Raw genomic sequence first — 12254 nt, 5'->3', positions numbered from 1 at the left:
GTAATTAGATGATTGCAAATCGTGCTTACTATCTTTCTGCCATGCCTTGGACTTCTCCTTATGATACGTGCCGAACTTGACCAAGGCCTCGATCTGCTCTTCTTCGAGATACGCGTAGTTTTCTTCACCCCCATATCCAGCATCGGAAATTACAGTTTATGGAAGTTTTCTGAGCTCCGCTTTGATTTTCTTGAGGTGCGGCTTCAAACAGCGGGTATCCTTCGGGCGTTGATGCAAGCTGTAGCCGACGATAAACTGATTCTCAGTTCCGATCTGCACATTGTAGCCCGGTTTGAGTTGGCCATTTCGCATATGATCTTCTTTCATTCGCATGAAGGTCGCGTCTGGATCGGTTTTGCTGTAGCTGTTACGTCCGCATAGCAAGGCTTGCTGCGTTTCATATTTCTTCAAGCTATGGAGCAAATCTTTGCGTAAGCTACGAACGGCTTTTTTCAACGGTTTGTCTTTCGGCCGTTCTTCAAGCTGGCCTTCTAGCTGCTTCATGGCCTGTTCCAACTTCTCATCGGTGATCTGTGCGCGCTCGCCAAGTCCAGGTAGATCTCGGCCACTGTGTTTCCGATCTTCCTGCTTCTCTGTTTCCTCGATTGTCGCAAAGGGTGTCTGTACTTACTCCTGCAATTTCATTTTATGCTTCACGACCGCTTTTCCCCAGACAATCGTATACCGGTTCGCATTGGCCTCAATCTTTGTTCCATCGACAAAGTAGTGCTCCAACTGCACGTATTGTTCTTCAGCTAGGTATTGAAGTACGGCTGTAAATATCTTCTCCAGCACCTCTTTCATCCGTTCGGAACGAAACCGGTTGATCGTCCGAAAGTTCGGCTGTTGTCCGGCCTGCAATTCACATGAACATGACGTTTTCGCGGACGACTTTGGCAATTTGACGAGAGGAATAGATGCGCTGGGTGTACGCGTAGATGATGACTTTCGTAAACATTTTCGGATGGTAGCTGTCTCGGCCACCGCCCGGATACGCACCTAAAAAGAGGTGATCGCTCAGGCGAAAAACATGGAAGGGGCTGCCCCTAAAGCCTATGGCTTTTGGGACAGCCCCACTGATCACCTTTCGCTGGATACCGGAGCCTGTTACTCTATGGGCTTCATAAGTCGCTTCGAGAGCTCATATGCGCTTCTCTCTACCCAATTGTGGGCTAGCTTGCCATCACGAACCTCCCATACTGCGATGCCGGTAAGCTGAATCGGGCGATCATCAGGCAGAGAACCAAGTACGCCTTGGTTGTATCCCGTGACTACCCATCGCGATACAACGCGTTTGCCGTCTGCACCGCTGAACATATCAAGGCTCTCTAACTTGATGTCGCGGATCTTCGAAGTGAATGTTCGTGCCCACTCCTTAAATGCATCGCGACCCACAATGTCACCATCCGAGTTCGAGAGAATAAAGTCTTCCGTACAGAGTTGGTCGATGACATCGAGATTTTGCGGATGGTTGTATACGTTGGCCCATAGCTTCGTGAGAAGCTCTTCGCCGTGGTTGCCGGATAATATCATCTGTCATAATCACCTCTTGCCATGAATTAGTCCTCGACTGTCCCGTTTCGGTTATTTTATGAAGTCCAATTGTCAATTCCGAATTACGGGAGCATTGGAGGCCCAATAATTAGGGTATCATTTTGCTCGGCCAGTCGCCCAATTTCCTCGATAGTATGCCGGCCGATTTCAGGGAAGAAGTCGTCTATTCCGCCTGGCGCGAAAGTGAAAAGAATACGTCCTTTATCATGCCCGACGTTTGCCCACGCGTGAGGTATGCCTCGGGGAACCACGACACTCGTTCCGGGTGTAGCTTCAAATTCCTCTTCTCCCACTTGGAAACGGAAAGTTCCTTCAAGAATCTCGAATACCTCTTCCCTTTCCTTATGAATATGCTTCGGCGGGCCAATCAAAGCTGGTACACGTGCTTCAATGACCGTTATTGCTCCGCCAACTTGACTGCTGTGAATGCGAATAGCCATTTGTTCACCCGGCATCGTATCGAACCATTCGAGATCCTTGGCGAAAGTAACAGCTGCCTTGGTTACGGAACTATTTGTCTGTTTCATTTTCATTTCTCCTCGCTACAAGGCTTTGTCATTTTTATCCGCTGCATGAACTCTTTCTTCTTATATTGCAAACTTTTGGCCAGTTAGTTGTTCACTTAGGCTCCAGAGCCGATCGGCTGCTTCCGAATCAACCGCGTACGGCATCACGCCGGAATCCGTTAAAGTCGACTCGTTGTCCAAATAAAAGTCCGACTCATTGTCATGACCCAGAGGGGCGATATCACAGTTCTCACAATAAACGCCGCCCATATTGTTAAGTTGTGGGCTCGTCGCGCACCATACGCTGGTAGCAGCTCCTTGTTCTACAGTCTTGAGATTTTTCGCGGGATCTAGAACCGGTTGTCCGTTCTCGTCAATGACGCCGGCCGCTCGAAGTTCCTCTTCCGAAAGATGTTTTTCGAGACCGGTGCCAACGATGCTGCCCGGATGAAGAGAAAAAGCCCTCACGCCGTCGGTCTGGCCGCGTTTATCCAGCGCGACCGCAAAGAGAATGTTTGCCGTCTTGGACTGCCCATAGGCTGCCCAGCGATCATAGTCACGTCGATCGAAGTTAGGATCATCAAACACGACAGGCGAAAAGTGATGCCCCCAAGAAGAAACCGACACCACCCGCGCGCCGTTCGCCTTGCGCAGCGCTGGCCATAGCCGTGCAACAAGCTGGAAGTGGCCCAAATGATTCGTCGCGAATTGTGATTCATATCCCCTCGAATCGCGGGACAAAGGAGACGCCATAATGCCCGCGCTGTTTACCAGGATATGCAGTGCTTGCCCGGTAGCAAGAAACTTGTCTGCAAAGGCATTAATCGAAGCAGGGTCCATTAGGTCCATCACTTCAATATCAACGCCGTCAATGTTTGCAAGGGCGATCACCGCTTTATTGTAGTCACGCGTTGGAACGATAACCTTGGCTCCAGCAGAACGTAGTACGCGCACGGTCTCAAGACCAAGTCCGGAATACCCCCCGGTGACGATGGCAGTTTTATTGGTAAGATCAATACCTTTAATAACCTCTTCGGCTGTTACAGAAGCTCCAAACCCGGAGCCGATTGGTGTTTGCTTTGTTGTCATCATAAAGTTCTCCTTTAAAGGTTAATATAATAAATGGCTTATCTTGTGTTTGGTATCCATTTCGAAACGATAGCCGCAAAGTCCAGCTAAAACAGTTGGCAACCCTTGCTGTAACTTTTTTTATACTGTGGTCCTCATTGCAGGTCTCCTTATTTGATATTTAGACAACTAACGGTTGATGTCTATTTGCCCATATTATACGACTAGACAAAGTTTGTAAAGTGTATAATAATAACATCATGGACGACAAAAAAAAGCTTCATATACTAACCGTTGCTTTGGACGTGTTTTTCAAGTATGGCTATAAGCGAGTGTCAATGAATGAGATAGCAGAAGCCGCCGGCATATCGCGTGCGGGTCTGTATTTGTACTTTAAGAACAAGGAGGAAGTTTTTAACGCGACGATTCTTCATTATGGCGACCTTCTTATTGAAGAAATAGTGGAAGGACTTTCTTCCAAGGAAACGCCTGAGGACAAAATTTTATTTGCGTTCGAGGTATGGTCTATAAACAATTTCGATCAATCGTTGAACTCACCGGAAGTAAAAGAAATGACTGAGAGCTCTTATACATTCGCTCAAGAGGCACTCCATGCGAGCTACAAGAAGCTTGAGGTCGTTCTAATCACTATCTTGGAATCTCAGTCGAAATCCGCCAGAAGCCTAGATACCCTATCTCCCGAGAAATTGGCTCATCTTTTAACAAGTGCAACTCGCGGGTTTAAAATTGTCGCCAGAAACTCTTCGGAACTTCGCGAAATGATTAAAGACTTGCTTCGAATGATTCTTAACAATTAGGAGTTTTCATTACTTGCTACTAGGAAAGCCGACTATGGATCGGCTTTTTGCTTTCTTTATATTTAAATATCTGTACAAATGATAAATTACACTGCCCTTCAGTCAAGTAAAAACGGCAGCGAGCAGCTGCCGTGGTTAAATAAATCGTGCAATTTGGAAACTCGTAATGAACTCCGTTTTATAAGCTGAGAAAAATAAAAAATATTTCTGTCGGTAATGAGATCAAGTGCTTGTCAAAATCGGAAATGGGATTAAGTTCTTGGCATTATAATTTGACAAGAACTTGATCCCATAACATAAAAAAACCGCGATTTTCGCGGCTCTTAATGAGATTATGTTCTTGTCGTCCGACAAGAAACATGTCGGATGACAAGAACTTTATAACATAAATGACAAGAACTTCATAACATTCCCCACACCAAGAGCTCCCAGCTTGCCCTCCAAGCATAAGCGCAGCTGTTAAGTATCGCAAAAACATACAATATTTGTAAATCTATTGAGCTAGAAGGACATCGCTTTGAAATCATTGAAGCTGGGTTTACGGATACCGCTAATACAACAACATTATGGATACCGGATATTCAATTACTAGAGGCCGGTGATGTCGTTTATAATGGAATCCATCAGTATCTTGCTGAAACAACGGAGAGTACTCGACATGATTGGATCCAAGCAATTGATCGTTTGATACAGCTAAATCCTCAATATGTGATCGTGGGGCACAAAGTCCCCGAAAATGAAAATAACCCCAAAATTATGGGTGAAACCAAACAATATCTGTTAGACTTTAATCGTCTGGATAAAGAAACAGACACCGCATTAGATTTATAACATGCCATGCTGAAGATTTACCCATACCGAGTAAATCCCGGATCACTTTGGGGTTCTGCAAATGCTGCCAAAGCAGTTTCGAGGTCTGCCCAAAATAAGTAGAGAAAGGCAGCAATAGATGCAAACAACCGAGTGAACTGCACCCCAATTGTTAGACACCATCTATCAATCGGAGGTGCAGTTTTTCTTTGACAAAATTCAATCTCGCCTTAAAAAAGACACTATCCATCAATATTTGTCGGAAACCGAAGGTATTCATAGCGTAGCGAGTTCTTTTGGAATTAATTATGAGGTCATGCGTATGTGGATTAAGCAATACGAATATCACAGCCTCAAAGCTTTTGAAATAGCTATCAGCCTACTCCATGACGTTTAAACTAGGCGTACTCAAATACATGAACGAAAATGGGACGTCTCCTAATGAAGCAGCTGTCATTTTCAATATTTCTTCTCCGGGCATCATTCGAAAATGGCGCAGTCAATTGTTTAACGGCGGTCGGATCTCGTCCCACCTACTCGTTGGTCGCTGAGATACTGAATCAGGCCTTAAAACACTTACCAAGTTCTTGTCACTGATTGGGAATGTTATAAAGTTCTTGTCATTGCACTTTGACTAGAACTTTATAACATAAAAACAAAAAGCCGCTATTTATGCGACTTTCAATGTTATTATGTTTTTGTCACCCGTCAGTTTGTGTATACACCCCCGAATAGGTTCCCGCGCGAAAAGATAAAGGTGCTTGTCTGGAGATAAAGGAAGAGCCCCTGGGGGCTCTCAGCAGCCAGCAACCATAACTCAAAAAGACTCTGACCTTTAGGTCTGAGTCTTTTCCATTTCTCCGTATGCCTGCACATACACTGCTTCTGCTGGACGACCCTTTTGTTTTTCGCAACCATTCGGATCAAGTATCTCCATTAGATCTTTGATCCCATAAAAAAAGCGGCTTCTCGTCTTTTAAGTGCATGACTTTTCACCCTGATCACTGATCCAGATGGCGCTCGCGATAATATTGAAAAGATGATCGGTGCGTGGCGCGAATGAAGGTTGGCCGACAAGCCAACCGACCGCCGATATCATGGCGAACAAGTCGTCCCCATTCATATCGGCACGCGCCGTTCCCTCTGTCTGAGCGCGGAGCAATAGTCGCGCGCCCGCTGAATGCACCGCTACGCATGTTGCGTAAAGCGCGGAGTCCGGGTCCTCGTGGGCGCTTGCCATCAAGGAGACGACGCCGCTATAACTTTGGACGAAAGATACCACTTCACGAAACCAGGACACAAGTGCTTCGTCAGGTGAATTCGACGTTTCGATTTCACCTGCCCTCTGCGTCAGTGCCTCCAGATTCGTACGCAGCAACGCTTCGAACAAGGCTTCCCGCGTCGGGAAATGACGAAGCAGTGTGGCCAACCCCACGTCGGCACGGCGGGCGATATCTCGCATGGACGCATTGACACCATGCTCGGTGACGACGTCACGCGCGACTGCAAGTAAATGATTATAATTTTTCCTGGCGTCGGCTCGCATATGTTTTCACCCCCTCAAATAGCGAAAGCTTACTGTCACGTTTAGGCGTTGATTTTCTCTGCGTTCCCGATATGCGACTTTTCTCGGCATACGCCTAGTCACGTAACATGTAACATTATCCCATAAAAATATGGTTTTATTATGAATCGAAGACAGGCCGACTCCCTACGGAGCCAGCCATGATCCAATATTAACTCCTATGTGCTACATTATCATTATATCAAATTCAAACTTCCTCGTCAGTGTCTCCAACATTTCTTCTTTGGTCGTCATAGCCTTTGAACTTTTGTCCAATTACATCATTTCGCACTTATTCACGGAGGTGTTCCAGTAGGATGCAGGTAAATATGATCGGCAAGCGTCTGTCTACTCGAAATTTACGGTCACGATTCATCAGTCGAACTTTATCAAATCCTTAAAGATCAGTTGACCCCATCTATTTCCGCGTGCCTGCACAAGTAGTCCGCCTTCCGATAGACCGCCAAGTTTGATCGGTGCGAAATCGAGATTTTCCGCAAGCACACCTATCTCCGCTGCAGCACCGTCATCATCGCTCGCCAGGAACACGACTCTCCTGCCATCATGAACGCGCGGATCTTGATCAAGGACGGCAGCGACCAAATGGTTGAAGCCCTTGACCAGTCGTCCACCAGTGAAGGCCTGTGCGACGAACTTGGAAGAAGGCTGTCCTCCCAGTTCCTCAGGGGCCACGCCGTAGGCATTGGTCACATCGACGATGGTCTTCCCCTGCCAGGTGGAGAGCGCCTTCGCGACATCCGGGTGCGACTCGAAACGGACAGCCAAGAAGATGATGTCCGCCTTGACAGCGTCCGCCAATTTTTTGGGAATGATCTCTGTTCCGATCTCGGCCGCAGCGGATGCAAAGCTTTCCGGGTCCCGAGTGGTTGCAACGGATACTTCTATACCGCTTCGGGCAAACGCTTTAGCAAGAGCCTGACCGATCTTGCCGAATCCAATAATTGCATAGCTCATATATTCTTCTCCTTCAGTTTACCACGCCCTACGGGCTCCGAATGTCGAATGGAGTGACCGGCCAGGTGTAGCGCGTCAGATTTGCGCAAGGCCGCCGTCGACGGCGACCTCGCTCGCGGTCATGAAGCTGCTGTCCGATGATGCGAGAAAGGCGGCCACCGCCCCGATCTCCGCCGGATCAGCCATACGCTGGAGCGGAGTCATTGAGGCGAAGACTTTTTGGCCCTCCTCGCCCAGCGATTCCTTCGCTAGTTCGGTTGCCGTCGCTCCGGGCGACAGCACGTTTACCCGGATGCCGGTGCCTTTCAGGTCCTCAGCCCAGGTCCGCGCGAGGTTGCGCACTGCCGCCTTGCTCGCGCTGTAGGCGCTCATTGCCGGGGCGCCTGTGGTGCCGGCGCTCGATCCCGTTAGGATGATCGACCCCCCCTGGCCCATCAGCGGTAGCGCCTTTTGGACCGTGAGGATCGAACCCTTCACATTGGTATCGAAGGTTTCGTCAATATGCTCAACGGTGATCTCGCCGAGCAGAAGCTGGCTTCCCGCCCCGGCATTGGCAAAGACGATATCGAGGGTTCCGAACTCGGATTTCACCGCCGCGAAGAGACGGTCGAGGTCGGCTGGATCGGAGACCGAGCCCCTCACTGCGCGGGCATTGGGCCCAAGGTCGACCACAGCGGCGTCGAGCGCTTCCTGCCGACGGCCGAAGATGAAGACCAAGGCGCCCTCCTCGATGAACCGCTTTGCTGCGGCGCGGCCGATGCCTGTAGCGCCTCCCGTGATGACTGCAACCTTACCTTCAAGCTTTCCCATGATTTTTCACCCTTTCGTTGTTTTGGACTGCATTTTTGGCGCAATTGCACAGATTGCTGTATCTTACAGATTTCACTGATCCAGTTACCGATTACCACAAATGGATCGGTGATTCAAATATAACGGATCAGTGATCCGTTTGTCAAGAAGACATGCGAGTCGGCGCTAGAAAAAATTTCAGTCATCTACTTGCAGTCGTGCGCGTGACGTCGTCGACGAGCATGTGCTTTCGAGAGAATTGATCCCATAAATAAAAAAGCCGCGATTTTCGCGGCCTCTAATGAGATAATGTTCTTGTCACCCGACACTTACTGTGTTGTCGGGTGACAAGAACTTGATGTCATAAATGACAGGACTTATCTCATTCCCACAAGCCCATAAAAAATAACCATCGCTTCTTAGCGATGGTTTAATAAGAAAGCCCTCGTGGTACCCCGTTTTAAAAGCCGTGATCACCTCTACAAAGGTGTTCGCGGCCCTCTTCGCTCTCATCTAACTGCTGATGTGAGTCTTTCGCTTCGAACGATTTACCAAGCAGTCGCACCCCCGTCGACGGCGTAGTTAACCCCCGTGATGTACGCAGCTCGATCGGAAGCAAGAAATGCCGCGAGTTCTACAAGCTCCTCGGGTTTTCCGAACCGCTTAAGAAGCGTCTTCTTCGTGACAGCGTCTCGCGCCTCCTGATTGTCGCCTAGGTCGCGGTCGCTGGCCGGCGTCAGAAACGGTCCGGGACTGATTGCCACTGCGCGGATTCCATGCCGTGCACCTTCCAAGGCTAGCTGACGCGTCATGGCGATCACGCCTCCTTTCGCCGCCGCATGTCCCACCATCGGAGGAACATCACCGGCAATGATGCCGGAAATGGACGCGACGTTCAGGATGACGCCACCGCCTCTTTCCACCAAGTGCGGCCAGGCGTACTTCGATACGAAAAAAGGAATGTCGAGTTCTCCCGCAATCGTCCTTCGCCAATCCTCGATCGAGAAGTCGGGCATCGGTCCGAATTTCTGTATGGCCGCATTATTGTAGACCACATCGAGTCCGCCGTAAGCATGCGCGGCTTCCTCTACCAGCTTCTTTACCTGTTCGTGATCGGTGAGGTCGATCGGTGCGATGCCTGTCATTTCGCCTCCGGCGCTTCGCACGAGTTCGACCGTCTCGTTATTCGCCTCTACGTTGATATCGCTGCCGACGACTTTCGCGCCTTCGCGAGCGAAGGTCAATGCCGCGATACGACCCAGTCCTCCGGCGGTTCCCGTTATAAGGACAAATTTATTTTCAAGAATTCCCATGTTCTTTCCTCCTGGTATTCGAAATGTCTACGGAATTTAGTTATTATTAACTTAAGGTTTCTATTTGATTCATGCATCTATCGATTACCGGAGGCAACGACTTCAATAAAAAGCAAGCTGCCGAGGCAACCTGCTTCATGTACGATTAGGAGATTTTCTATTATTAGAAGTCGTCCCATTTGCATGTACCACCGAAAACTTATTTTTATTCACGAATTGATTTTAATGCTCCACTCCAAGAAAGCACCTGATCCAACATACCATTAACATTCGTTAGATGCAGATCCGCCGGCTTGAATACGGAAAAGTTTTCGAAATCGGTGAACAACGACAATGCGGGATGAATACGAACGTCCGCTACAGATAGTTCCCCCAAAATACCTCTGAGATGCTCGGCCGCGCGGGCGCCGCCTACCGAACCATAGCTCACGATTCCCGCGGCTTTGTTATTCCAAGCGTCGCGTGCATAATCTAATGCGTTTTTCAATGCCGCAGAAATACTGTGGTTGTACTCCGATACGATAAATACGAATCCGTCCAAGCTCGCGAGTTTAACGTTCCAAGCCGTAGCTTGTTCGGTCGCGTCTACCTCTCCTAAAAGTGGAAGTTTGAAATCGGCGATATCTACGATTTCATAGTTCGCATCTCCGCGCTTATCACCTACGCTTTTGACCCATTCCCCGACTTGCGGGCTTACCCGTCCCTCTCGTGTACTGCCCAAAATGATTCCTATATTTAATTTAGACATTTTGTTTTCCTCCTTGTTAATGTTATTGGTCTTTGTTTTTCCAAATAGGCTATTCCAAAACCCCATAGGTTTCCACCTCTGTAAATTTGAAGCATAACCGACTTAATAATCGGGCTTAATGGGTAAAGAACGGATTGCCAGTTGTCAACTGGATAAAGTTATAGTTGTCTCAAACCTTCTTTTTAATTCAAGCTTTGTAGCATACACAATAAAACAGATCGGATTGTCGTTAGAAGTAGTTAGATTTGACTAAATTATCTTGTCGTATCTAATCTCATCGGAAGCAAGGAACATGGCCACAATAGCGATTTCCTCCGGTTCTCCCGTGCGGTTTAGCGGATCGTCCGCGCTTGCGAAGATTCCAGCTTTACGGTTTCTTCGGACGTTGACTTTTTCGTGTACTGCCCAGAATTATCCCGATATTTATTTTATTTCCTCCCGGCTAACGGTACGCCGAGCGCCTATGGATCAGCTGTGCAGCATTACTTACCTTTTAGAGGTGTCGAGATTTCTTGTAGGAAACGGCCGAAGTTCCCTTCCGACCAGTGCTCGACGGATTTGCCGTTCTCAATGCGGTCGATGGAAATGCCGCTGAGGTGGACTTCACGGCCGGATGCTGGAATTCCTAAAATCGTGCCGGTATGGACGCCTCCTAGGGACCAGCGCGTAACGACTTTGTTGCCCTCTACGATTTGATCGAGCACTTCCAACTTATAACCTTTGAGCGCTCCTTTTAGCTCGAGGTCGCTTGCGAGCCAAACTCCGCGGTCCATGGGACCGTCGAATCCGTGAAGCAACAGATCCTTCGAGATATACTTATCGAAGCCGGCAGCGAGATCCCCGTTGTAGCTAGCGTAGAACGCCGTGGCGACCTGTTTTGGCTTCAGTAGGTGATTGGCCGCGACTTCGCTTGATACCTGGACTTTATTGTTTTTAATGTTTTGAGTTACTTGATTGGTTCGGGGAGCTTGGAGCTCCTGCAAGAATCGTCCGAAGTTGCCTTCCGACCAATGCTCGACGGATTTGCCGTTCTCAATGCGGTCGATGGAAATACCGGTGAGGTGGACTTCGCGGCCGGACGCTGGAATTCCCAGAATCGTGCCGGTATGGACGCCGCCCAGTGTCCAACGCGTGACGACTTTGTTGCCTTCCGCTATTTGATCGAGAACTTGCAGTTTATAACCTTTAAGCGCCCCTTTTAGCTCGAGGTCGCTAGCGAGCCAAACTCCGCGGTCCATGGGACCGTCGAACCCGTGAAGCACCAATTTCTTTGAAATATATTTCTCGAAGCCTGCGGCGAGATCCCCGTTGTAGCTGGCGTAGAACGCCGCGGCTACCTGTTTTGGCTTCAGTTGATGACTAAAGGATGCACCCTGGTTGGATTTTTCAACTTTGTTCGCTCTTACAACAGTAGCTGCGTAAGAATGCGAACTATTCGAGAACGATACTGTTCCGACTGTACCAAGTGTCATCGTTAGAGCAAGACTTAATACCTTTAATTTATTATGGAATTTCTTCATTGCAAATTATCTCTCCCTTAGCATCATTTAGTTAAGTATTTAAGGTAATCGGCTTAAAGAGACTCTTAGCACGCGTGCCGGAGGTGTTTGGGCAATCTCTCCGTCGATAACCGCTTGTCCGGCAGCGATCAGAGCCGGAGCGAGCACTCGAACAAGATGGTCAGTAGCGGCATTACTCGCCGCGTAAACGCCATTTCCCGGATGAGGCAAAATGTCAGTCCAGCAGAGATAGCGGCTATCCGCCCTCCATCCGGAAGTCGGGTGGCCGCGAGGCTCCGGTCACCAACGCTACTTTGCCCGATAATCTGTCCATGTAAATTCCTCCCTCCTTAATTTCTAGACTTATTCGAAAAAAATTGGGGTTAACATATCTTATCTCCCGAGGCTTATCGGAACGCACGAATATTATAAGCTGCCCTACTATGATGCCGGCTTTCGATACGCTGTGACTGACAAAATACGTATAAATCATGCTTAGAATAAATTGTTCCGCCCCGGTACAAATACTATTTTACATCGATAATTACCCCATGATAAACACTATATCAATGTACATTAACACTAAATCTTTATATAATTGTCATTGAAG

At 48.4% G+C, this 12254-nt stretch carries 10 protein-coding genes and 1 pseudogene; 1 reads left to right on the top strand and 10 read right to left on the bottom strand.

The window, feature by feature from the left end:
- Window positions 1-30 precede the first annotated feature (30 nt).
- From GT019_RS32790 to GT019_RS04280, 4 genes and pseudogenes are all read right to left on the bottom strand, one after another.
- A pseudogene (locus GT019_RS32790) lies at window positions 31-1030 on the bottom strand (transposase); the annotation flags it as partial.
- 77 nt (window positions 1031-1107) lie between these two features.
- Window positions 1108-1533 carry an ester cyclase gene (locus tag GT019_RS04290; protein WP_161741526.1) on the bottom strand — a complete coding sequence of 142 codons (426 nt, stop codon included), beginning with the start codon at window positions 1531-1533 and terminating at the stop codon, window positions 1108-1110.
- An 83-nt stretch (window positions 1534-1616) separates the two neighbouring features.
- Window positions 1617-2081, bottom strand: a complete 465-nt coding sequence (locus tag GT019_RS04285; RefSeq protein WP_161741525.1) for a cupin domain-containing protein — start codon at window positions 2079-2081, stop codon at window positions 1617-1619.
- Window positions 2082-2141: 60 nt separating this feature from the next.
- On the bottom strand, window positions 2142-3152 hold the full coding sequence (locus GT019_RS04280; RefSeq protein WP_235946867.1) for an oxidoreductase: 1011 nt from the start codon (window positions 3150-3152) through the stop codon (window positions 2142-2144).
- A gap of 236 nt (window positions 3153-3388) precedes the next feature.
- On the opposite strand from GT019_RS04280, the gene GT019_RS04275 reads away from it, so the two are divergent.
- Window positions 3389-3946: a TetR/AcrR family transcriptional regulator gene (locus GT019_RS04275; protein ID WP_161741523.1), complete on the top strand. Its 558-nt coding sequence runs from the start codon at window positions 3389-3391 to the stop codon at window positions 3944-3946.
- Window positions 3947-5732: 1786 nt separating this feature from the next.
- Here the strand turns inward: GT019_RS04275 and GT019_RS04270 are convergent.
- From GT019_RS04270 to GT019_RS04245, 6 genes are all read right to left on the bottom strand, one after another.
- On the bottom strand, window positions 5733-6302 hold the full coding sequence (locus GT019_RS04270) for a TetR/AcrR family transcriptional regulator (RefSeq protein WP_161741522.1): 570 nt from the start codon (window positions 6300-6302) through the stop codon (window positions 5733-5735).
- A 393-nt stretch (window positions 6303-6695) separates the two neighbouring features.
- Window positions 6696-7295, bottom strand: a complete 600-nt coding sequence (locus GT019_RS04265) for an NADPH-dependent F420 reductase (RefSeq protein WP_161741521.1) — start codon at window positions 7293-7295, stop codon at window positions 6696-6698.
- Window positions 7296-7370: 75 nt separating this feature from the next.
- The gene (locus GT019_RS04260) at window positions 7371-8105 is read right to left on the bottom strand and encodes an SDR family NAD(P)-dependent oxidoreductase (protein WP_161741520.1); all 735 of its coding nucleotides are present in this window, start codon (window positions 8103-8105) and stop codon (window positions 7371-7373) included.
- 527 nt (window positions 8106-8632) lie between these two features.
- Window positions 8633-9397, bottom strand: coding sequence for an SDR family NAD(P)-dependent oxidoreductase (locus GT019_RS04255; RefSeq protein WP_161741519.1), 765 nt, complete (start codon window positions 9395-9397; stop codon window positions 8633-8635).
- Between the two features lie 205 nt (window positions 9398-9602).
- A complete protein-coding gene (locus GT019_RS04250; protein WP_161742102.1) occupies window positions 9603-10145 on the bottom strand; it encodes an NADPH-dependent FMN reductase in 543 nt (180 codons plus the stop codon).
- A gap of 482 nt (window positions 10146-10627) precedes the next feature.
- Window positions 10628-11665: an ester cyclase gene (locus GT019_RS04245; RefSeq protein WP_161741518.1), complete on the bottom strand. Its 1038-nt coding sequence runs from the start codon at window positions 11663-11665 to the stop codon at window positions 10628-10630.
- Window positions 11666-12254: the final 589 nt, after the last annotated feature.

Origin of the sequence: Paenibacillus glycinis (assembly GCF_009909185.1) — a bacterium.
Taxonomy (GTDB): domain Bacteria; phylum Bacillota; class Bacilli; order Paenibacillales; family Paenibacillaceae; genus Paenibacillus_Z; species Paenibacillus_Z glycinis.
This window is presented reverse-complemented; position numbering and strand designations above follow the sequence as displayed.

Coding starts and splice junctions, on each gene's coding strand:
- GT019_RS04290 (WP_161741526.1), bottom strand. CDS start 1,533: ATGATATTATCCGGCAACCACGGCGAAGAGCTTCTCACGAAGCTATGG.
- GT019_RS04285 (WP_161741525.1), bottom strand. CDS start 2,081: ATGAAACAGACAAATAGTTCCGTAACCAAGGCAGCTGTTACTTTCGCC.
- GT019_RS04280 (WP_235946867.1), bottom strand. CDS start 3,152: ATGATGACAACAAAGCAAACACCAATCGGCTCCGGGTTTGGAGCTTCT.
- GT019_RS04275 (WP_161741523.1), top strand. CDS start 3,389: ATGGACGACAAAAAAAAGCTTCATATACTAACCGTTGCTTTGGACGTG.
- GT019_RS04270 (WP_161741522.1), bottom strand. CDS start 6,302: ATGCGAGCCGACGCCAGGAAAAATTATAATCATTTACTTGCAGTCGCG.
- GT019_RS04265 (WP_161741521.1), bottom strand. CDS start 7,295: ATGAGCTATGCAATTATTGGATTCGGCAAGATCGGTCAGGCTCTTGCT.
- GT019_RS04260 (WP_161741520.1), bottom strand. CDS start 8,105: ATGGGAAAGCTTGAAGGTAAGGTTGCAGTCATCACGGGAGGCGCTACA.
- GT019_RS04255 (WP_161741519.1), bottom strand. CDS start 9,397: ATGGGAATTCTTGAAAATAAATTTGTCCTTATAACGGGAACCGCCGGA.
- GT019_RS04250 (WP_161742102.1), bottom strand. CDS start 10,145: ATGTCTAAATTAAATATAGGAATCATTTTGGGCAGTACACGAGAGGGA.
- GT019_RS04245 (WP_161741518.1), bottom strand. CDS start 11,665: ATGAAGAAATTCCATAATAAATTAAAGGTATTAAGTCTTGCTCTAACG.